Source organism: Halorubrum rarum, from assembly GCF_048380895.1.
Lineage (GTDB): Archaea > Halobacteriota > Halobacteria > Halobacteriales > Haloferacaceae > Halorubrum.
Genome location: NZ_JBLWMN010000010.1, coordinates 36680 through 59513 on the forward strand (window position 1 = coordinate 36680; position 22834 = coordinate 59513).

A 22834-nucleotide genomic window follows, 5' to 3' on the forward strand; every position below is an offset into this window, starting at 1 on the left:
TCCATCGATTTATCTCGGCCTGAAAACGTCGTATTCGCGGTCTGCGACGGTGCGCGAATGATGGTCGTCGATCGATCGGATCGGATGGTCGGCGAATTCCTCGAGAACCGAATCGAGCCCTTCGATAGCCCCCTCTAGGAACAGTTCGCCATGTTCGGCCGATGCGGCGGTCGCATCGCCCATGACGCCGGTCTCGGATATCGTCGACCACCACTCCATCATCGTAACGGGCGTGGAGTCGTCCGGTCTCGTCTCGCCCGCGAGATCGAGGTTGTTAAAATGACTGCTTTCGGGATAGCTGACGTCGCGGACGGCCGCATCCATGTCGACGCGGTCTGGGAAAAGATGCAGGTAGATCGACGTCTCCATCTCTCCTGCGTGTGCGGACCCCTGTGCACCCGCCGTTCTTACCGCCGCGGCGACGTCACGGACCTCCGCGAGTTGCCACCACGAGAGCATCGCGCAGTGGACGTCCGGATACTGCAAGATCACCTGCCGCGTCGCCAACTCAAGCAGGTGATGGTTCGATCCGTGTCCGTTCACGAGGAGAATCTTCTCGAAGCCGTGATGGGCCAGCGACGCGCAGACGTCGATCACGTACTCGACGAATATCCGCCAGCCGATAGTGATCCCGCCCGGGAAGTCCATGTGGTGTGGCAGGTAGCCGTGGTCGATCGTGGGGAACAACAGCGTGTCGTCCCGCCCGGCTGCGGTCGGCTCGCAGATCGCCTCGACGATCCGACGATCGACGTCCACGGGGAGGTGCGGTCCGTGATCCTCGGTCGCACCCACCGGGACGAGGACGGTTGTCCCCGCCTCCGCCGCGGCATCGATCTCCGGCCATCGTAGTTCGTCGTACCGGGAGGGGCGATCGGTGGCGTCGGACGGAGTGGCTATCGTCGAAGCCTCACTCGGCATCTCTCACCTCGTACCCACACCACTCCATGGCGATGACCGCGAGCGCGAGCGTGATCTCCTCGAGTTCGTCGACCGGGAGGTACTCGTCGGTGCCGTGGATGTTGTATGCGCCGGGACCGAAGCAGGTCGCCGGCGTTCCGTTCTCATTGATGAAAAATCGCGAGTCGATCCCGCCGGGGAACCCCTGTGGGTGGCTATCGCGGCAGAGCACGCTTGAGGTGACCGATCGGACGGTCTGGACGATCGGCTCTCCGGGATCGATATTCGCGGAACTGCCCCGCCAGCCGAACCATTCGACTTCGGGTGGGTGGTCGTCGTACCACGGGTCCCCAACGGTGGCTGACTCCACGGCCGCCTCGACCGCGTCGTGGATCTCCTCGCGGGTTTCGGCGGGCGCGTGTGAAATGCGCGCCTGCAAGGTCGCCTCGTCCGGGACGCTGGAAATCCACTCGCCGCCGCGGATCGTCCCGAGGTTGAGCGAGACGGTGTGTTCGTGCCACTCCTCGAAGAGGTCGTCGTGGACAGTCGTCTTGCGCTTGTCGTGTAACTCCTCGAGAGCGTGATAGATCGGTAATAACTTCGACACCGCGTTCACCCCGGAATCGGTTTCGGCAGCGTGGGCGCTTTTTCCCTCGGTGGTGACGCGGAAGTATGATACCCCGTCGTTGGCGATCCACTGGTCGAAGTCGGTCGGTTCCGGGATAACGACAGCGTCGGCGTCCACCCCCGCGAGGACACTGGCGAGCGTGCCCCCCGAACCGCCGTACTCTTCCTCGATGACGGTATTAATAGAGAGATCCCCCAAAAGGTGTATTCCGGCATTCTCTAGCGCTTCCAGAGCGAAGATCATCGCCGCGACTCCGCCTTTCATGTCGGAAGCGCCTCGACCCAGGAGGTTCCCGTCCTCGATGGTCCCACAGAACGGATCGAATGACCACGCGTCACGATCGCCCTCGGGAACGACATCTACGTGCCCATTGAACAGCAATGATCGCCCGTTGCCGTTCCCCTCGCGTGTCGCTACGAGGTTCGGCCGATCGTCGTAAGACGAGTCGGGTTCGACGTACTCGGGATGGTCTCTGAGCCCCGCAACCGACTCGGCGTCAATCGTTTCGACAGACAGACCGAGCGACTCGAGTTTTCTCCGAACGATATCCTGTGCAGGTCCCTCGTTGCCCGGCACGCTGGGTACCGCAACGAGATCGCTCGCAAAACAGGCGAGGTCCGTGGAGAGAGCTGAGACTGCAGCGTCGACGCGTTCCAACATCTCTGCGTCCATCGACCCGTTAGTGTTCGACATCCGCTCCCTCCGTCGATCGACGTGGTGTGTAATATCGTACCATCATTCCCCAGTTGTCGTTTAACAGTGTTAAGTATTATGCAAGAATTAGTTTTTTTCGGTTTAGTTTTTGCATTAATATCTAGCAAGTTTTATTATGAGGGAGTTCCTTGCTATCTATGACCAATGAGAAAACGCGAGACCGAAACCGACACGGACGGCGGCACGAACGGGCAGCAGAGGACGAGTACGCAGAACCGACAGACGAGTATGAGGAGCCGCCGAGGGATGTTGCGTACTGTGGGAAGTACCGGGGTTATTGGTACGATCGGACTCGCCGGATGCCTCAGTGGCGACGGAGACGGAAGCGGGAACGGAGACGGAAGCGGGAACGGAGACGGAAGCGGGAACGGAGACGGAAACGGCAATGGCGATACCTCGGACGGGGATCTTGCGGACACGCTGACGATCCAGATGACGGGCGGACACTACCTCGAATCCTACGAGGAGCACGTCTTCGAGCCGTTTGAGGAGGAGTACGGTATCGACATCGACATCGCGTTGGTTTCCGACCAGTTCGACGGCTACTCACGGATCCAATCGGGCCAGTCGGACGCCGACACGACGCTCCCCTCGGCGAACACGTTACACATGGGCGCTTCTGAGGGTGTCTGGGACACGATCGACACTGGCGATCTCGAGAACTACGATAACCTGCTTGAGACGTTCAAGAATCCGATCTACGACCCAGGCGAGGAGATCCATGGTATCCCGACCGTCTACGGAACCGTCGGCATGGCGTACAACCGGGACGAGTTCGGCGAACTCGATTCGTGGGAGGCCTGTTGGGACGAGGCGAACGATGGTCGAATCACCATGCAGGGGACTGACTTCCTGCGCGTGTTCACGACGGCGCTATACCTCGATATGGACCCGAACGACATTCAGGTCGATGGCTCCTACGAGGACGGTATCGAGCGCATCTGGGATTCGGTACGTGAGCAGTCCGAACTTATCAACCGCTACTGGTCGAGCGGCGACGAACACGTCCGAATGTACGCACAGGGGGAAGCCGGCGTTGGCGAGGCGTGGGGTGGGCGGATCTTCGGTGCCGTCAACGACGGCCACGATCACCTCGACTACGTCGTCCCACGGGAGGGTGCCTACGGCTGGTCGGACAACTGGGTGATGGTGAAGGGTCTTAGCGACGAACGGCGTCGTACAGTGCTCACGTATATGGACTTCCTGTTGCGCGACGACATTATCGTTCCGTTGACTGAGACGCTCGGGTACCCCCCCGCGACCTCCGCGACGTCCTCGGCGATCGAGAACCTCTATGACTACGATCCCTCCGGAGGCGAACGACTAATATTCCTCGATCCGGAGTACCACGACGAACACACTGACGAGTGGTCTCAGTCCTGGGAAGAAGTCCAGTCCAACTAACCACGATCACGGATACCCTCGATTCTCACCACCACATTGTGAACCTACAAAATGTCATTTCTTGAGATACAATCGCTTAGAAAGGTTTTCGGATCCACCGTCGCCGTAAACGACGTGTCTTTGACCGTCGAGAAGGGCGACTTCATTACTGTCGTCGGCCCCAGCGGCTGTGGGAAGACGACAACACTGCTGAATATCGCGGGGCTGCAGACACCAACCAGCGGGTCGATCGTACTGAAGGACCGCGATTTGACTGACCTCCCCGCATACAAACGAGACATCGGTGTCGTCTTTCAGGATTACGCCCTCTTCCCACACAAGACCGTCGGAGAGAACATTGCCTTCGGGCTGAAGATGCGTGGGGAGAGTCAGGAAACACGCGAGGAAACCGTCGCGGAGATGCTCTCGATGATCGACCTCGAAGGCTACAATGACATGTATCCCCACCAGTGCAGCGGCGGCGAGCAACAGCGGGTCGCCGTCGCCAGAGCGCTGGCGTTCGATCCCGACCTCGTGTTGATGGACGAACCGCTGTCGAACCTCGACAAGAAGCTCAGACAGTCGTTGCGAACCGAACTCAAACGGATCCAGCGGGAAACCGGAGTGACGACGGTGTACGTTACCCACAACCAGACGGAGGCACTCTCGATGGGTGATAAGATCGCCGTTATGAACGGGGGTAACCTCGAACAGTTCGGCGACCCCCAAACCGTCTACGAACAGCCGGCCTCTGCGTTCGTCGCGAACTTCCTTGGGCAGTCCTCGCGGCTGGACGGGACGCTCCACTTGGGGGACGAGCCCTTCGTCAGGTTCGATAACGACGCACAACTCTCCATCAAACGGCGCGAGGGGTTCGACGACGGCGATCCGGTCGCCGTCTTCCTTCGCAACGAACTCGTCTCCGTGTCGGCGACCCAGCCGGATGTCGAAAATACGTTTTCTGGGACGATCAACGAGGTTGACTATCAGGGGCGTGACGTCATCTACTACGTTACAGTCCACGAGCTCGACACCATTGTCCAGATCAGCGGTGACGGGCGCGGGACGGTCTTCGATACCGGCGAAACCGTATGGTTGAGTGTGCGGCCGGAAGACGCGATTTATACCGCACCGGACAGATCGAACGGCGACACTGACCGAGGTGCGGCCCAGCAACACCTGGAGGTCGAAATTTAATGAATGCCAGCAACGACGACGCGAGCGACGAACGACAGACCTTCGATCAACATTTCGGGGAAACGAACCAATGGGATTACGAGCGCCAGGAGATGTTCCGAGTGCTCGAACCAGTCGTCGCCGAAAACCTCCGGAAGGTACAGCGTTTTATGAAGGAGGAAGATGTTGATGCCCTCCTTGTCAACAGATCGGACAACCTCCGGTATCTAGCCGGTTATGGCCCCTACGACAGCTTCTCGCTGTCTGCCGAACACGGGGCGATCGTCCCTCAAGAGGGAAATCCCACTATCGTGGCTGCCCCACGACTCGCAGCGGATCTCCAGCAGCGTCATTGGCTCGACGATGTAGTGTCGTTTTCGGCAACCGATGGCGAGGCCGCCGAGTCGTTTGTCCAGGTGCTGGAGGGGATGGGACTTCTGGACGGCGTGATTGCAATCGATCCGCACCTCGAGTATCGCTTCGTCAGAAAGCTCGAGGCCGCACTTTCGAGCGCGAAACTCCGCGACGCAGGGGACATCCTCTTTCGAGCGCGTGCGGTGAAATCGGCGGCCGAAATAGCCATCATCGAGGAAGGGTTATCGATCGCCGAACTCGGTATCGAAGCCGGCATCGAAGCGGTCGACGTCGGCGTCCGCGAATGTGAGGTCTCGGGGGCAATCATGGATGCGATGCTGTCTGCGGGGGCCGAAGGGGCCTACGCGTTGCCCGCGATCGTCAGCTCGGGCGTCCGGTGGTCGCGATGCCAGGAGTACCCGTCGCGAAAGCGCATCCGCCGCGGCGAGTTCGTCCAGTTGGATGAGGGACCGATGTGGAAGGGGTACTACAGCGAGCTTGCGCGGATGATGGTCGTCGGCACGCCCACGGAGGAGCAGCGATCGATGTACCAGGCGACGTTTCAGGCGCACCAAGCGGCGATCGACTCAATCGAACCCGGGGCGACGGGCCGTGAGGTGTACGACGCCTCGCGTGAGGTGTTCGAGGAGTTCGGCTACGGCGAGTGGCTGACCGCCGGCAACATCGGCCACGGGATCGGCGTCGTCGCCCACGAGCCGCCATACATCGGCCCGACCGAACAAGTCACGCTCGAGGAGAACATGATCGTGATGATCGAACCGGGACTCTTCCGTCACAACGTGGCCGGAATCCGGTTCGAGGATATGGTACTGGTGACGAAGCACGGCAGCGAGGTCCTCTCTCGGACCCCACATCCCGAGCAAGAGAAATTCATCTAAGATGCACACGAACTGCACGTATTCAGTCGTTGACGGGTTCCGGCGGGGTGTTCGATGAATTTGGCAATCCCGACTCTCGATCGGGTTCGAAAGCCGGTGGACGCGGTGAAGACGCAGTTGATGGAGAACCGCCGGGTACGGTTCCTCTTGTCGCCGGGATCGGGCCTGCTATGGACGTTCGTGTTCCTGGTTCTCCCCCTTTTAATAATCGTCGCGTTCAGCTTTTTCCGATCCGGCGAGGGGAGCACGATCATCTACGAGGTGACGTTCGAGAATTACCAACGGTTCGTCGATGGGACGGTGTATCAACGGATCATCGGTCGCTCGGTCCTCGTCGGACTGGTCACCACGATAGTCGTGCTTCCGCTCGGATACACGCTCGGGTACTTCATCGGCCGATCGAAAAGCAGCTGGACGCCGATCCTGCTCGGTCTCGTCGTCGTCCAGTTTTGGGTTCCACTCGTTATCCGGACGTACGCGTGGATCACGATCCTCGGTCGTCAGGGCGTCGTGAATAAATTCCTCATCTGGATCGGCGTCGTCTCCGAGCCCGTCCAGCTGTTGTACACCACCCACGGAATGTTGCTGGGACTCATCGTAAGCATTCTGCCGTTCATGGTGTTGCCGGTGTACGCGTCGGTGTCGACGATCGACGAGGAGATCATACAGGCGGCCAAGACGATGGGCGCGAGCGACCTCCGCGCCTTCGTAGAGGTTACGTTGCCGCTTACGTGGCCGGGAGTTGTCTCGGGGATCCTCTTTACGTTCATTCTCTCGGCTGGAGCGTTTATCGCACCCGAGCTGTTGGGCGGTAGCTCCGATCGGCTCATCGCACCGGTGATCGCGACTGTGTTCATGCAGGACTTCAACTGGCCGTTCGCCGCCGCGCTGTCGATAGTCTACGTGCTGCTTCTCGGTGTCGTGCTGTACCTGTTCACTAAGAAGGCCGATCTCGAGGAGGCCTTGGAGGGAGCGTCGCTATGAAACGCGAGTGGAACTGGCAGGCGATCAAGGGCGTCTCGCTCCTGATCTACCTGAGCATGCTGATCCCGCTTGCGGTCATCGTTATCAACTCCTTTAACCCACAGCGCATCGCTGGGTTCCCCCCGGAGGGGCTGAGCCTCGTGTGGTACGCGAGATTTTTCGATAACGACATGTTCATCAGCGCGGTCGTCGTGAGCGTCAAGGTCGGAATCGTCTCGGCACTGCTGTGCGGGGCGATCGCGACGGTGACGGCAATGGGTTTCGTTCGAAAACAATTTCCATTGAAAAAAGGACTCGTCATCGTGTTACTGACTCCGATGCTCGTCCCGCCAGTCATTATCGGCGTCGCCGCGACGGTGTTCTTCGTCGAGATCGGCTGGTCGCGAAGCATCTGGTGGATCATCGTGATGCACACCCTGATTGCACTCCCGTACGCGTTCTTGATCGTTCGGAGTCGCCTGTTCCTGTTCAACACGACGCTTGAGGACGCTGCAATGACGTTGGGCGCCGATCGGATCACGACGTTCCGCGAGGTGACTTTTCCCATCATCGCGCCGGCGATCCTCACCGCAATGGTACTCGCGTTCGTGATCTCTTTCGGGGAGTTCACCGCTACACAGTTTTGGGTCGCACGGGAGACGACGACGGTGCCTATCGTCATCTACTCAATGGCTCGAACGCTCATTACCCCGGAGGTAAACGTCCTCGCGACGCTCGTGCTCGTGGTGACGATCGTCATCCCGCTGGTCGCGTTGGTCGTTCAACGGCGGCTCAGCGTCCAGAATACGGACGCGTAAGCCGTCGAACGGTCGATTCGATCCATTGTTGTCCGGCTCTGATCGACTCGACTGTTTCTCGATAGTTAGTCAGTCTTCCGGCAAAACCGCACCGTTGATCGATACGAGAACTCTCCGTTAATTCGATCGAGCGCTTCGAGCGCTTCAGTCCCACTTCCACCGATCGGTCGTTCGAAGCGCCTCCTCGGTTCCAGGGTCGATCCCCGCGATAACCTCTGCTTGCGTCTTGTGTGGGACGTCTCGATCGGTTTCTGCAAGTTTCAGGACCGCGGCCGTAATCGGCACAACCAATTCGCGCAGGTCGCGGACGTCGAGTTTGTCTAGCGTGTCCCCGTCGGTGTGTGACCACAGCCGACCCAACCCCCATCGTCGATCGTCGTCGTCACGGATTGATTTCGCCTCCAGACCGGGAATTCCCTGTTCGACGAACGGCCACTGATCGGCGAACAGCGCAAGGTCCGGGTCGATCTCGATCGGGATCGAAAGCTCCTCACCGATCGACTCGAACACGTCTGCGAACGGTTCGAATCCGCAGGTCGCAACGTCAAGCGTTCGTTCGTGACCGAGCCCGTCGAGGTTGACGACGCTCTTGACGTGATCGCCGCCGCGATCGGCGACCCAGTGTTTCGCCCCGAGCGAGCCGGCCTCCTCGGCCCCGAAGGCGATAAGGCGAACCCGAGTCTCCAGGTCGGATTCGAACTTCACCAGCAACCGTCCGATCTCTGCGACCAGCGCACAGCCAACGCCATTGTCGATCGCCCCCTCGCCCATGTCGTGGGCATCGACGTGGGCGGTGACGAGCACCTCCGAGTTGGTATCGGGCCCGACCACGGCTTCGACGTTCTGGGAGGTCGTCGGCGCATTCTCACACTGAATCTGCAGTTCACCCTTAACCGTTCTCTTGCTGCAGTATCGCCGCAGCCGACTCGCGACTTCCTTGCTGATTCCGCACGCGGGGATCTCTCCAACGCCGGTGAACTCGAAGGAGATCCATCCAGTTGACGGAAGACAACCTTCCAAGGGGGCCCAGTATAGGAAGCCAGCCGCGCCGCCTGCAATTGCACGGTAATACTTCTCTGTCCGGTGGAACCGCCGTTCGTACCCCTTTGGGACATCATCGGACGCGCCGACGACGACGATCTTTCCATCGATGTCTGCGTCCTCGAAGTCTCCCGGTGTCCCGACACCCAGATCCACCAACTCCGCCTCGACTATCCCCGACGGCGTCGCGGGTAATGCGATGATCTCGTGTCGACCGATAAACGTCCGATCGCGGGGTGCAGAAAGAGTGAGTGACGACGATTCGCGCCACCAGCCGCCGATTTCGAACGGCTCAACCTCGATGTCCTGCAATCCAAGTTCCTCAAACGTCGATCGCATCAACTCCGTGGCCGCCTTCTCACCACGCTGTCCGGCCATTCGGTTCCCTCCTTCGACCTCGACGAGCTCCTCTAAGATATCCCACGAGAGCGTTCCTGTGTACGCTTCTCCGGCCAACTGGGCGTATTCTATGTCCATCATTTATACCAATATTAGAGTTGTATGGGGCAAGTATAAAGATATGGTAACAGATAGCAGTATAATCTAATGAAATGTTAATCAATACGGATTCAACCTCGTATTCGGTAATCCGATTGTGGTAGGAATCGTCCATCCAATCCCGGTAATCGATCGCTGTGGCGTTTAAAACCGACAGATTCCCGTTATCAAATTAGTTATGTCTCGTCGAGCAGTTCGAAGATCTCCGGATCGGTTCTGAACTTCAGCAGGTTATGCACAACCGAATTTCGAACGTTTGAGACGACCTGTCCGTGTTTTTTGTAGAACTCGTGGATCCACTTTGATTCGGCCTGCCGCGTCCTGAACATCATGATTGTCTTCCATTGGTACTCCCCGTTCGAGATGAAGTACATCAGAGTGTGTTTGTCGTCCATGATATACTCCATCGCCTCTTCCCAGTGATCGTCGAAGTTCTTAGGGCAGAACTTGAACTCGAACAACGCGAAGTTGTAGTAGTTCTCGTTCGGGAGGATCGCCTCCCGAAAGACGTTCTCCTGTCGCATCTGTCTGATCGTCTCGCTGACCGTCACGTGCGAGACATCGATGTCGTACTTCTCTTCGAGTATCGTCGCGAGTTCCCGGCTCGAGATCTGTGGATCGCTCGCCAGTTCGCGGAGGATCTTGAAATCCCGCTGTTTGAACTCCCAGTCGACGTGTGCCGCCTCCGTTCGCTTATTCATGCCATCATATTCCCGGTGAAATCGGTATGAACGTTCCGGGTACACTGTACATCTTTGATCTCACTGTGAACTGCCCTCCGAAACCGCATCCCGAACAGCCTCACAAATCACGTCCATGCCGACCGCAGCCTGTTCGTCGGTAAGGACCAACGGCGGGAGCAACCTAAGCACGTCTCCGTTCCTCCCGGCCGACCAGACGAGCACACCGTTCTCGTAGCAATTAGTCTGGATCTTTGAAACGAGCGCGTCGCCGGTCCCATCGGACGAACGGAACTGTACACCCGTGAACAGCCCTTTCCCCCGAACGTCAACGAGTTCGTTAATCTCCTCATGTAGCTCGTTGAATCGCGATCGAATGTAGTTGCCGACCGTGCTGGCGTGTGCCAACAGATCGTGCTCCTGTATGTATTCGATCGCCCGGATCCCACCGACCATGGCCGGCACGTTGCCACGGAACGTTCCTACGTGCCCGCCTGGCTCCCACGTGTCGAACTCTTCGTGATACATCATCGCGCCGAGAGGCAACCCTGACCCGCCGATCGCCTTCGCCATCGTCATCGCGTCGGGCGTGACGTCCCAGTGTTCAGAGGCGAACCACTCGCCGGTCCGCCCAAACCCGGTCTGGATCTCGTCGAAGATCAACAACGCGTCATTGTCGTCGGCTATATCTCGCAATCCCGACAGGAAACCCTCTGGTGGGACGACGACACCACCTTCCCCCTGGATTGGCTCGACCCAGATAGCCGCCGGTGACTCGTGACCTCCGTAGGGCGCTTCGAACTTCCGCTGTACCGCGTCAAGCGAGCGGGCACAACACCCCGACCCACAGCACTCTTTAGCCGGACAGAACGTTTCGACATCGCCTTCCAGATGTGGTTCCATCGGGTTCGGGAACGGAACGTGGACCGCATCGGCCAACAGCGGGCCGTACCCCTTCTTGTACTTCTTTCCCGCCGTGAGGCTGAGCGCACCCGCCGTCGTGCCGTGATACGCTCCCTCGAACGCTAATAGCCCGTGTCGGCCCGTGTTGTGCTTTGCGAGTTTGATCGATCCCTCGATCGCGTCGCTTCCGGTAGGGCCGCCGAAGACGATTTTGTTGGCTCCACGCAGCCCCTTGGGGGCGATTTTGTCGAGGGCATCGATGAAATCCATCCGTACCTCGGTTGGAAAATCTACTGTGTGGGTGAACCGATCGAGCTGGTCGTGGACCGCTTCCATGACGAAGGGGTTCGCGTGGCCAACGTTCAACACGCCGATACCCGCGAAGAAATCTAGATACATATTCCCGTCGACATCTCGTACTGTCGCTCCTTTCGCCTCTTCGAGGGCGATTGGGATCGTCCGAGGGTAGGCGACGGCGTTGCTCTCGATCGACCGTTGACGCTCCAACAGTCGTTCGGAGTTCGGTCCGGGAACGCGACCGACATCGGGCGCTTCTGTGAGGTGTAGTTTGTGAATCGGTGGTCCGGCAACCATGCCCATAGAGATACATTGGTAATATATAAATATTTATTACGGAACTATGTAAGGACATGAAATTCAAACCCGTCCCGAGCCGACTGGGAGTTCGGTAACTCGATTCACGCTCAGACGGGTGACAAGCGAACGATATCCAACCGCAGTGACTCGTCACCAACTCGTAAAACTATCACTTCCGAATACAGTTTTTACGGAGAATCAAGGAGAATGGATGGTTTCAAACACTCGTTCTCGTAATATCTATTGACCGAGGCGGTCTCCCGACTTGGTAATCGGACAATGTCGAATCCCCGCTACCAAGTAGAAGAGACCTTCTTCTGTGTCGGAATCGGGGTGCAGTTAGCAAAAGTATCTCCGAATGCTGGGAGCGGAGTAACAGCTGGTTGGCACAGCCAAGAGCCGTCCAACAATGTGGCTACAAAACTGTACCCATCCCAACTCAACGGTACGGTGCCGTGGGAATCCGCGTTGCTAGACTACGTCTACCGCGGAATCATGCTTAACGTAAGACGACCAGTTCGAAACGAGATCACATCTGTGTGTATGGGATAAAAATCGTCAATAAGTCCCTCTTCTAGCCGAAACAACCGATACTCCGTGACGCTACCCCCACAGACGTTCGAGGTCACGGTCGTCGTAGTTCACTAGCAACCGGTCCTCGTCTTTGAACGTACGAAGCACGATATTCGTGTTGGAGTTTTCGATCCCGTCTATCTGGATAATCGCTTCCATGAGACGTTGGAGATGCTCTTGATCACGGACACGAGAGATGATGTAGAACGACATCTCCCCGAGCATAAAGAAGACGCGTTGAACGCCAGACAGCGAAGAGAGTTCAGAGGCGATCTCCTCGTATCCCGGACCGTCGTAGTTGGCGTGTATCTCAGTGATTGCTATTAATCCGACCCCGATCTTTTTCGGGTCAAGTTTCGATATCTTGCCTTTGAGGATCCCTTTCTCCCGATAGCCGTTGATCCGGTAGTAGATGGTCGACGTACTAACGTCAAGTTCGTCACTGAGCTCTTCGACACTCACCTCACCGTCCTCATCGAGGCGTTGAAGTATTTCGAAATCAACCTGATCGAGCGTCACCTCAGACATTGTGTTACATGTATCTCCGTGCTTGGTAATAATTTGTCGTAGCCGACCGTTGTACCGGGGTGGCCGGTAATCAATCCGTTCATGGGGAGTTTAGATAAGATAGCTATCTCGGATCGAAGACATCGCGCTCATTGCCCCACAGGTGGCGTTCGTCGTAGCGTCTACAAACGGTACCATCGGGGTCGGTCCAGACAGCGGCGTTGTGGAACGTCCCCGATTCGACGACCGGCATTCCGAAAAGTACTGCTGTCTCAGAGGCTTCAGCGGCGGAGCTGATTGTCCCGTCATTGGCCCTGGAACAGGCTCAGCGAGTTCGCCTCCTCGATTACCGTTAACATCCTAGTGACGGTCTCTTCGATCGATTCCGCAGCGGAGCCTCGAACTGGATGACGGAACACTCGAACGGTCTCATCGGCCTTCGAACTTCGGATCTCGATCCTCCCTAAAGGCGGAAACGGCTTCCTCGTGGTCGCGCGTCTGCGCGCAGATCCGCTGGGCGCAGATCGCGGCGGCGAACGCCTTCCCGAGGACGTTCGATCTCAAGCGGCGTGTCGGTTTTAATCACCGTCTACCTCCGGTATTGTCGTGGTTTCAGGCATCTGTGTTTCATTGTGAAGCGTAACGGCGGCATCGGCAATTTCCACACCATCATCGGTGGCAAACACCGGGTTCAGATCTAACTCATCGATCGCCGGGTTGGATCGTACGAACGCCGAGACATCCAACAGTAGATCGATAATCGCTTGCCGGTCGACAGTTGGCCCACCGCGTGTCCCGTCGAGTATCTCCTGAGCATCGATTCCTTCGAGCATCTCCCGGGCGTCGGTGTCCGAGACTGGAAGAGCTCGGAAGGTGACATCCTCGAGAACCTCGACGAATATGCCGCCGATGCCGAGCATCAATACTTTACCGAACTGCTCGTCGTTGACAACGCCGATTATCAACTCCGTGGTATCGGTCCGCATCGGCGATACAAGGATCCCCTCGATCGTCGCACGTGGCATGTACTCTCGGGCAGCTGCAAGCAGTGCCTCGTACGTATCCCCGACATCATCGTGTTCGATTTCGAGGGCTACCGCACCGGCCTCGGATTTGTGGACGATATCCGGAGAGATGACCTTCATCACTACCGTACCGTTGATACGATCAGCCGCTGTGATCGCTTCTTCCCGTGACTCGGCCAACTCGAACGGAACGACAGGTAATCCGCTATTGTGGAGGGCCCATTTGGCCCGATACTCAGAGAGTTGTGTGTCGCCTGCCCGGAGCGCATCTTGGACGAGTGTGGTATTGTCGGTACTATTGCCAAGTCGGAAATCGCCCTTTCGATCGCCGATAGCGAGGTGACGGCCGTATGTCACTAGTGCCTCGAGACTGGCCGTCGCAACATCGATCGATTCGACGACCGGTATTCCCGATTCCCGGAGAATCCCGTGGGGTTCGGTTCCGAACCCCGCGTAGGCGCTTTGGACGACAATCGGGATATCGCTGTCATCAACCAGCGACGCCAGATCGGCCGCGACCTCACACTCGACCGCGGTGTACTCCTCGGAGAACCTGATACCATATCCGCCAAAAAGCCCGACGAGCATCAGGGCATCGACGTTGGGATCCGCGATCATTGCTTCGGCACAGTCATAGAAGATACGCTGGTTATCATCAGTCCCGCCAGCGACGTCGACGGGATTAACGACACTCGCCGCGTCGGGAAGTACCTCGTCGAGACACTCTTGAGTTCCAACGGTCAACTCCGGAACAGAGAGGTCGTGTTCCGATAGCGCGTCCGCGGCCAGCGTCGCGTGTCCGCCGCCGTCAGCGAGGATGCCGACGTTCGAGCCGTCCGCATCCGGAAGCGATGACAGCGAGTTCGCAACGGCGAGTAGCTCGTCAGACCGATCAACAGTAATGACGCCAGCCTGCTTGAAAACGTCCTTAGCCACTTCGCTGTCCCCCGCAAGCGCGCCTGTGTGTGACGATGCGGACTGCTTCCCGACAGGCGATCGACCGCTCTTGAGAGCGACTATTGGCATCTCCGGGGTGATATCTCGTGCGGCCTGTAGGAACGCTCGCCCTTCTCTCATTCCTTCGACGTAGAGGACGATGGCGACCGTCTCGGGATCCTGGTTCAGATATGGCAGGTACTCGTCGAATCGTAGATCGGCCTCATTCCCGACGCCGATGTAGTAGCTGTAACCAACCCCGTCTCTGGTAGCCGCCTCAGTGAACAGGGAAATGGCCATATTCCCGCTTTGACACAGCAAACCGAGTCCGCCCTCAGGGACTGTTTCCGCGCCGACGAGATTCAACCCCGCGTGGACGTTGATCATACCCGACGTGTTCGGGCCAACGAGCCGTATGTCGTGTTCGTTCGCCAACGAGACGATCTCGCGTTCCAGCGCTTCGCCGCCCTCACCGGCTTCGCCAAACCCGACCCCGATGACGACGGCCCCAGCAAGGTCCGTTCCCGCACAGTCCTTAAGCACGCTTGGAACGATACGGGCGGGTGTGACGATGAGAGCGATATCAACCCGCTCTGGAATCTCAGACACCGCCGGATACACTTTGAGACCACGAATCTCGTCCGAATTCGGGTTGACCGGGTAGATATCGCCGTCGTACCCACTCCCCTGAAGCGTCTCGATCGCTTGGTATCCCCGTTTCGTTTCGTCTTTCGACGCACCGACGATTGCGACCGAGTTCGGGTCCATGATCCGTTCGATGATGGTTGGCTCGGACACGATCACTCACCCACGAACGTCGGCTCTCGATCCTCTGCGAACGCATCAACACCTTCCTCCCAGTCATCGGTGGCCATACAGGCCAGCAGGGCCTCTGCCTCGGCGGTTAGCATGTCGTTACGGGTTGCGGCCCCGACGCGTCCGAACTGTTCTTTTGCGAACTGCATCGGTATCGGCGCGTTCCCAGCCAAGTCGTCAGCCAGTTTGGCGACAGCGTCGTCCAACTCGGACTCCTCGGTCGCCCGCGTTACGATACCCTCCTCGGCCGCATTTTCGCCGCTGAGGGTGGCCGCAGATAGAACGAGCTCCTTCGCTCGCGTGGCTCCGACGCGCTGTGCAAGCGTGTACGTCACACCCCCTCCGACGTACGTACCGATACTCACTTCCGGGAAGCGAAGCTCGGCGTCGTTTGCCATTAAAACGAAATCCGCACTCATGGCAAGTTCGGCTCCTGCACCGATCGCGTAGCCGTGGACTTTTGCGACGATCGGTGCCGAATGTGTCTGAATATCTTGGCAGGTCTCTTGGGCGTTCCAAACGTAGTCGCGGCGTTCTTTGGCGGACCGATCCCGTTCGACGTGGTTTTGCATATCGGCACCAACACAGAATGCACGCCCTCTCCCCTCGAGAACGACGACCCGCGCATCGTCGTCCGCGGCCCGTGTGAGGTCGCGCTGAATCCCATCGTAAAGATCAGCCGTCACTGCATTGAGTCGGTCTGGACGGTTCAGTTGGATCCGTGCCGTATCACCGTGCAACTCGTAGACAGTCGGCGGATCCGTCACTTGATCAGTTGTGGTCATATGTGTTGCTGGGTTTCACCTCGTGACTTACCCACATAAATCTTATCTGATGGAAATATCTATATCCAATTTTAGGAATTCTACGAATTAAAATCTCTATTTTGAGATAGATTCCTATAGAGAGTGTATAGCACAGATGAGTGTATCGAAAATATATACCTGGATTTAACATGACATGCTGACAGTTATCAGTGCTAGAACTTCAGTTTCTCTTGGTTGAGTTTGGAGGACCTCATGTCAAGATATTGATGCAGGCACAGCAACAGAATATATGTGCACAATGGCGGGACTGCTGTTACTGGTCTTGTTGCTAGGTTGATCGCGCGAACTCTGTTCCAGTTTGTCCCAGTCGCGGGTGCTGACGTTTCTGCGGGTGTGGCATTCACGATGACATGGGCTCTTGATCGTTCGAGCGGTATTTCTTCGATAACGAAGTCGCCTCTCCAAATTCGTTCAGTGACCAAGCAGAGAAACAGTTCGAAAGAAGAAGAGAGGATAAACGACCTCGATACTGCGGAATGGGAATATTCTGACGACGTCGGACGCACAGACGTGCCCGGTTGTCCACAAGCGAGAAAGAACTAGTGGGCGGTCTCCGGGATGGCCCCTTCGACGACTTCTCGACGCCGGGTGGCTCGGTCAACCGTTGCGTTGCTCTTCGATCGAGTCGAGCGACGGTCTACATCACCAACCGAGTTGGTGTGCTCCGGATCCCCTTCGGTGATGGCGAACATCCTGACGCGCTGATGAATGCGAATAATCGACAATCCTTCCCGGGAGGGCGTTGTAGAGGCGAAGACGACGAGTTATCGTCGGGAACCAATGGAAGGCGACCAGACACTGGCCGACGGAGCCGAAGAACGGCTGACGCTCTACGTCGGCGACGAGGACGAGCTGTTCGAGAGGGCGCGCCGATCTACACGGCCGACGGAACTCGTCGTGTCTCCGGTTGAACTCCATCAACGGAACATTCAGCGGCGGCTTCGGGAGAAGAATCTCTCGAAAGACGCCTTCTCCTTCGAGGACCCCGTTCAGCTGAGCATACGGCTCTTAGAATCGACCGAACGTCCGACTACGACTATCGACCGAATAGATCGCTTAACTCTGCTCCGGTCGATCCTTGCGGAGACGACGTCTCAGGAGTCATCAGAGATCCCGTTTCCACCCCGGTTTACGTCGCGCGAACCCCAACAGGTCGAACAGATCCGTACGGAGGTAGAGACGGTCACAAATTTCCACCCCGAGCGAGTTGCGGCGTGGCGGGATACGGCTGATGAGTTGGACAGTCCGATCGACGCAACTGCTACGGAACTTCTCGACACCGCGCTCGGCCTGGAACGGGGCCTCCGAGAACGGACCTCGAAGGCGGTCTCGGAGACGGAACTGGTACGGCGAGCAACACGATCGCTCATGGCGACGGACGGTTCCGTGTGGGAACGTGCATATCCACGTATCGAACGGCTCACGCTGCTCGGACTCAGCACTCTTTCGGCACCGCATACCGACCTCGTCCATGGGATACTTGCGACGACGACGGTCGAGGTCCACATCCATTTCCGCTCCGAAAGCGGGGTGTACCTCGAAGATCGGGCAGGTGATCTGCTTGCAGTCACCGACCCCGGGACGGAGGTGTTCGAATGACTGCTTCGGACCGGTTCACACTCACACGACCGATCGACCCCCCTGACGTTCCGACGGTCGAGATCGTGTCATCGACGAAGCGAGAGGAAGCGAGGAGCGCGATGGCAGTCGTGGCCGCGTTGCGTGACCACGACGTCACGATCCGTGACGTGGTCGTTGTGGTCCGTGACCTCGACTCCTACGAAGAACCGTTGTTCCGAGCGGCCATCCAATACGGACTCACGCCAGTCTTTTGGACGCAACTCCGAGTGACTCGGACGCGACCATACGCACTCGTTGAAGCCGTCTGTGAAACGCTCTCTGAGTCGCCCGTCGCACTCGATACGCTGCTTCGCCCGCTCGAACTGGGATGGTCGCCGAACGAGGACGTGTCCGAGACGTGGCCGATTGAGCCTGTGACTGTGTCTCGAACGGTGAGGCGGCTTCCACGAGAATCACGGACGACCACCGAGTGGAGAGACGTGATCGACGCTTCCGGTGGCGTGGACGACCGAATTTGCCAGTATGTGGACTGGGTAGATACTGCTCCCGACCCGGGTCCAGAGCTCGTGAGGGAACTGCTCAGCGATGTCATTGAGGGATATGCTGAGCACGGAGTTCCGGAGACAAAGGCTGCAGACTCGCCGGCACTGCTCGACACGGAGACTGACGCTCGGGCAGTCGTGCGCGTTCGGACGCTCGTTGAACAGCTGCCAAATAAATACGCGGATCGGCTCGAAGAGGGAACGGTCGAACGGTCGTGGGATGACGTCGCCGATCTGGCCCGCGTAATCGCCACACAGCGACCGGGTCGCAGAGAACACTCGAACGCGCGTGCGGTGGACGTGTTGGAAGCAAACGACGTCTGGGCGCTCGACGTTCCGTACGTAATCGCACTGGGGCTGACCGCCGATGGGTGGCCGCGACCACCGGAGTCCGTCCTCCCACCGGAGTTTCGAGAAGCGATCCTCCGGGGTGACGGCCAGTCACGGCTTCTCGCGCCACAGCCTGCGTGGGCGGGCGGTCGCGACCGCGACCAGTTCGTGGGCACGCTCCGTGCTGCAAGCCGGTGTGCGGTCGTGATGCGGCACACGCGGACCACTGACGGTGGAGAGATCCCGCAATCCCCGCTGCTTGACTACCTCGACACCGAGCAGGTCTCCGAACCGGGGAGAAACCGGCTCGTCGGAACCGACCGAGAACTTCCCCCCGAAATCCGGGAGTACCTCACCGAAGATTCGGAGGACCACGATGAGTGACGTTGGTGACGACGGCCCCCTCGTTCTGAAGGGCGCACAGCAGGCGATTAGGGCTGCATATTTCGACTACGAGACCGGGCTCTTCACGCTGAACTGCGTTCCGGGTGCCGGGAAATCGGTCGTCGCGCATCATATCGCCGCCGAGGACATCCTCCGCAGATACGTCGCCGGCGATCCGACGCCGGAACAACACGTCGCGGTGATCTCGTTCAACCGGGACGAGGCCGCCGATATCGTCCCGGAGGTATGTGATCGACTGCGAACCATCGTCGAACACGACCTCGTCCCCGTCGCGTCCGAGATCACCGACGAAGAACTGCAGTATCTCTTGCAGCGTACACGTCAGGCTCCCTACGTTGGAACCGTCGACAGTCTCCTTCGTGGTATCCTACGGGAGATCGCTCACGACACGGGCTTTGCGGAGATGCCCTCGGTTGGGAATGACGCGCTGTTGTACCGAGTTCATCGAGACTGTTACGAGGCTCTTCAAGGTGATTCAGACCACGAACGACGACTCCGCGATCTCGAAGCCGCGTATCCGGGTGGAACGTATGCGGATAGTGTCGCCGAGATGCTCGAAGCCGCGGTCGCGTTCTGCCGCGATCAGCGCCTCTCGACTGCGGAGTTTCGCTCGGAGCTGGAACGGACCCGTGAGGCGACGTATCCCGACGGCAAACCCGCATCGTTCGAGGATATCGCGCAGTCCGTCGAGCGATTCGTCAACGGTAGTCGGGACGACGGCGACGTCGGTGTCGGAGACCGCATCAGAGATGGAGTGACCGACTCCGATCGGGAGCGGCTACTTGATGCCGACCGCGAGCTGTACGACGCGTGGTCCGATCGGATCGACGACTTCTGTACGGTTTTATCGGCCTATCGAACGGTCTACCAAGACGTGGTCCGGGAATATGGCGTCGTCTCCCACACGGATGTCGCGTATCTCATCGATGCGTACTTCGATGAGTCGGGTGATCGATCTCGGGTCCCAGAGCCGCTTTGTGAGGTCGATGACACGGAGCGGGACCGCGTCTTACGGACGTATCAATCACGGATTCGTAGTTTGATCATCGACGAGGCACAGGACGTCTCCGCCGTTCAGCACGCCGCGCTTGCACACGTCGTAACGGGCGATTCACGAGTGTTCGCCTGCGGTGACGTTCGGCAGGGGATCTATCTGTGGCGACACGCGGATCCGACGTGGTTCGACGCCGCGACCACCCACGGGGAGTACCTCGGCGTCAACTGGAATACGCACGAAAATCGGACTGCAACGACCACCTACCGTTGTGTTCCCGACGTTGCTGCGGGCATCAACGCGATCGCCGAACCGATGTTGACCGATCCCGCTCGCGGAGACATCGGCGACCTCGATGTCACCTATCCGCAGTTGCATGCAGCCCGCGACGGCGACGAGAACCCTGCCGTTCACGTCTCCGCGTTCACCGGCATCGGTCAGCCGGGTTCCGAAACATGGGCGTCTCCCGATGAGGGTGCGGGCGAGGCAGACAAGCTAGCGACTCACATCGCAAAAGGGCTTGCCGACGGAACGTTCTGTGACGAAAACGGTTCCCCGCTGAGCGTCACGGTGCTGTTCCGGCGGGGAACACGGATGCCGGAGTACGAGCGCGCGTTCGCTGCCGAAGGGCTCCGAGTACACACCGCGACCGAGGGGCTGTTCGCCTGTCCTGCGGTCGACACGGTTTTCGCCGTCTGCGACTGGCTGCAAGAACCTGGCTCCCCGGAACGAACGAGGACGCTTCTCACGGAATCCGAACTGGGAAACGATGTCGACACGAGTACGTTCGAACCTCGCGAGTGGGACCTCGATCACCCGCTCGACGACGTGGACAGCACGCCGGCGGACCAGCGGCACGTGCTAGGCGGGCTTCGCCGCCTTCGTGATCGACGTGACGTGTTTCATCGGCAGCCGGCCAGCGTGTACGTGGAAGAGATCATCGAGTCGCTCTCACTACGGGCAGATCCGAGTGGGCTCGCCGCCGGCGTCGATCCCGCCCAACGAGTCGCAAACCTCGATGCGCTTGTCGAGACAATCGCCGAGTGGGAGGGAGAGACGCGGTACGTACCTGGCGAGTTGGTTGACCTCGTCGAACCGTTCCGTGAGAATCCCGAGGAGGGGCCGTCGCAGCCGAGTACGACGGCCAGCGAGCACGACGTCGAGTTCCGGACCGTTCACGGGGCAAAAGGCGACCAGGACGACGTCGTCGCCATCGCCGACCCCGGATTCGACGTGTGGTCGCTGGGACCTCAGGCACAACGATTCATCACGCAAGGGTCGATTGCGGGGCTCGCACCACCGACGAACACGGACGTTCCGAGCGACATCCCCCTTCCTCCGTTTGATGGGGGACTATACGAGCCACCAGGTGGCTGGAACCGTGATACCGGGCTTCGCTGGGCGACGACCCGCTGGCGCGATACGGTCTGCGAATCTGCGGAGCGCGACGCGCTCGTCGGCCCTCAGCGGCTTCGTCGTGTCGTCGCGAACGAACGGGCAGAGGTATGGCGATTACTGTACGTGGCCGTGACTCGCGCCAGAGACCACCTGATCGTGCCCTTACCCCTCTCATATGCCGACAACGACCATCTCCGCGATCGGTGGCTAGATACCATCCGCGACGGTCTCGATTTCGGTCAGTGGGGCACGGACTCGTACACGGTGGAACTCGACGGCTCGGACCCGAACACGGACGGTATCGAAATCGGTGTCAACGACGTCGACCTGTTCGCAACACGGCTCTCGGCCCCATCGAAACCCGGTCACACAGCCGCTGCTACTCGACCACCACGCCGCACCGAACTTGAACGGTGGGTACCGCGATTCCTGAACCCCTCCACGATGTATCCGTTGACGGAGGACCCGGACGAGTACGCCATCGCGCATCTCCTCGGTGAGTCGCTTCACACCGACACGAACGACGTGTCCGACGACCTCCCGCTCCCGTTCGATCACCTGGGGCCTGAGGCGGTCGGGAGCACCATGCACGCTGTGCTCACAGAACTCGTCGCTCGGGAGATCTCAAAACGGTCGTTACACGCGGCGGATTCGGCGGATTCGGCGGATTCGGCGGATTCGGCGGTTCGAAGGGTGTTCGACGACGTCGTCGCCAGTACCGTGCCAGAAGCAGGTCGTTCCGAGCGCGAAGCCATGTACGAGTTCTTCGAGCGCGTCCTCGCTGACTTCTTGAACTCGGAACTCTGGGAACGAATTGAGGACCCGCGAACAGAGATCTGCGTCGAACAGCCCATCGACGGACTGGTCGAACTGGGTGGGATCGAGTTCGAGCTCCACGGGCAGGCGGATTTCGTGATTGAGTACCCGAACCGAGGCCGTGTTCTGACGGACGTGAAAATCGCGTTAGCCGAACCGACTGTGGAGACACGTCGACGCTATGCACTACAGATCGCAGCGTACGTACATCTCGCTGAACAGGTGAACGATGCTGACACGTCCGTGCATGGGACCATTGAGACATTCGGAGTGGAGACGGAAACGATCACATCTTCGTGGCCTCCCGGAATCATTGAGACGCGGTTACAACGCCTTATAACATAATGCGGCGAAGAACATCGGTCTGCAATATCTCCGAAATAAGCGAAAGCCTGGTGGGGGAGGCGCACTCGTAGGTGTGCGCTTGAACAGCGGGACGTTGAACGTGAACGGCGAGTGTTTGCCTCCCCCTCTTCGAGGGAGAACGAGAGTCGACGCTGAATGCCACGCCCTTCAGGGTATGGTAGCTTACT

16 protein-coding genes and 1 pseudogene are annotated in these 22834 nt (G+C 58.8%); 9 read left to right on the plus strand and 8 right to left on the minus strand.

The annotated features are described in order from the left end of the window. Window positions 1-9: 9 nt before the first annotated feature. Both ACNSN7_RS09510 and ACNSN7_RS09515 read right to left on the minus strand, forming a co-directional pair. Complete coding sequence (locus tag ACNSN7_RS09510; RefSeq protein ID WP_418282040.1) at window positions 10-918, minus strand: creatininase family protein; 909 nt, start codon at window positions 916-918, stop codon at window positions 10-12. Further along, the gene (locus ACNSN7_RS09515) at window positions 908-2218 is read right to left on the minus strand and encodes an ArgE/DapE family deacylase (protein WP_418282041.1); all 1311 of its coding nucleotides are present in this window, start codon (window positions 2216-2218) and stop codon (window positions 908-910) included. Before ACNSN7_RS09515 ends, ACNSN7_RS09510 begins: the two co-directional genes overlap by 11 nt. Before the next feature lie 453 nt (window positions 2219-2671). On the opposite strand from ACNSN7_RS09515, the gene ACNSN7_RS09520 reads away from it, so the two are divergent. From ACNSN7_RS09520 to ACNSN7_RS09540, 5 genes are all read left to right on the plus strand, one after another. Beyond that, window positions 2672-3643 carry an ABC transporter substrate-binding protein gene (locus tag ACNSN7_RS09520; RefSeq protein ID WP_418282042.1) on the plus strand — a complete coding sequence of 324 codons (972 nt, stop codon included), beginning with the start codon at window positions 2672-2674 and terminating at the stop codon, window positions 3641-3643. A gap of 51 nt (window positions 3644-3694) precedes the next feature. Next, window positions 3695-4819 carry an ABC transporter ATP-binding protein gene (locus ACNSN7_RS09525; protein ID WP_418282043.1) on the plus strand — a complete coding sequence of 375 codons (1125 nt, stop codon included), beginning with the start codon at window positions 3695-3697 and terminating at the stop codon, window positions 4817-4819. Window positions 4820-4920: 101 nt separating this feature from the next. Then, window positions 4921-6051, plus strand: coding sequence for a M24 family metallopeptidase (locus tag ACNSN7_RS09530; RefSeq protein ID WP_418282044.1), 1131 nt, complete (start codon window positions 4921-4923; stop codon window positions 6049-6051). A gap of 54 nt (window positions 6052-6105) precedes the next feature. Next, a complete protein-coding gene (locus ACNSN7_RS09535; RefSeq protein WP_418282045.1) occupies window positions 6106-7035 on the plus strand; it encodes an ABC transporter permease in 930 nt (309 codons plus the stop codon). Further along, window positions 7032-7832, plus strand: a complete 801-nt coding sequence (locus ACNSN7_RS09540) for an ABC transporter permease (protein ID WP_418282046.1) — start codon at window positions 7032-7034, stop codon at window positions 7830-7832. The genes ACNSN7_RS09535 and ACNSN7_RS09540 overlap by 4 nt, the downstream gene beginning before the upstream one ends. A 144-nt stretch (window positions 7833-7976) precedes the next feature. On the opposite strand, the gene ACNSN7_RS09545 is transcribed toward ACNSN7_RS09540, so the two are convergent. The 6 genes from ACNSN7_RS09545 to ACNSN7_RS09570 all read right to left on the minus strand — a co-directional run bounded on the left by ACNSN7_RS09545 (window position 7977) and on the right by ACNSN7_RS09570 (window position 16193). Then, the gene (locus tag ACNSN7_RS09545; protein WP_418282047.1) at window positions 7977-9350 is read right to left on the minus strand and encodes a M28 family peptidase; all 1374 of its coding nucleotides are present in this window, start codon (window positions 9348-9350) and stop codon (window positions 7977-7979) included. Between the two features lie 197 nt (window positions 9351-9547). Then, entirely contained in the window at window positions 9548-10072 is a 525-nt protein-coding gene (locus ACNSN7_RS09550; RefSeq protein ID WP_418282048.1) for a winged helix-turn-helix domain-containing protein, read from the minus strand. A 60-nt stretch (window positions 10073-10132) separates the two neighbouring features. Beyond that, window positions 10133-11548: an aspartate aminotransferase family protein gene (locus ACNSN7_RS09555; RefSeq protein ID WP_418282049.1), complete on the minus strand. Its 1416-nt coding sequence runs from the start codon at window positions 11546-11548 to the stop codon at window positions 10133-10135. A gap of 606 nt (window positions 11549-12154) precedes the next feature. Then, window positions 12155-12652 carry an Lrp/AsnC family transcriptional regulator gene (locus ACNSN7_RS09560; protein WP_418282050.1) on the minus strand — a complete coding sequence of 166 codons (498 nt, stop codon included), beginning with the start codon at window positions 12650-12652 and terminating at the stop codon, window positions 12155-12157. A gap of 557 nt (window positions 12653-13209) precedes the next feature. Then, window positions 13210-15390 carry an acetate--CoA ligase family protein gene (locus ACNSN7_RS09565; RefSeq protein ID WP_418282051.1) on the minus strand — a complete coding sequence of 727 codons (2181 nt, stop codon included), beginning with the start codon at window positions 15388-15390 and terminating at the stop codon, window positions 13210-13212. 2 nt (window positions 15391-15392) lie between these two features. Continuing rightward, the gene (locus ACNSN7_RS09570; RefSeq protein ID WP_418282052.1) at window positions 15393-16193 is read right to left on the minus strand and encodes an enoyl-CoA hydratase/isomerase family protein; all 801 of its coding nucleotides are present in this window, start codon (window positions 16191-16193) and stop codon (window positions 15393-15395) included. An 822-nt stretch (window positions 16194-17015) separates the two neighbouring features. Here ACNSN7_RS09570 and ACNSN7_RS09575 point away from each other — a divergent pair. The 4 genes and pseudogenes from ACNSN7_RS09575 to ACNSN7_RS09590 form a co-directional block, all read left to right on the plus strand. Continuing rightward, the gene (locus ACNSN7_RS09575; protein WP_418282053.1) at window positions 17016-17834 is read left to right on the plus strand and encodes a hypothetical protein; all 819 of its coding nucleotides are present in this window, start codon (window positions 17016-17018) and stop codon (window positions 17832-17834) included. A 461-nt stretch (window positions 17835-18295) separates the two neighbouring features. Further along, window positions 18296-19072, plus strand: a complete 777-nt coding sequence (locus ACNSN7_RS09580) for a hypothetical protein (RefSeq protein ID WP_418282054.1) — start codon at window positions 18296-18298, stop codon at window positions 19070-19072. Beyond that, window positions 19065-22646, plus strand: coding sequence for a UvrD-helicase domain-containing protein (locus tag ACNSN7_RS09585; RefSeq protein ID WP_418282055.1), 3582 nt, complete (start codon window positions 19065-19067; stop codon window positions 22644-22646). The genes ACNSN7_RS09580 and ACNSN7_RS09585 overlap by 8 nt, the downstream gene beginning before the upstream one ends. Then, window positions 22642-22782: pseudogene (locus ACNSN7_RS09590) on the plus strand (RNA-guided endonuclease TnpB family protein); the annotation flags it as partial. The gene ACNSN7_RS09585 and the pseudogene ACNSN7_RS09590, both read left to right, overlap by 5 nt. Window positions 22783-22834: the final 52 nt, after the last annotated feature.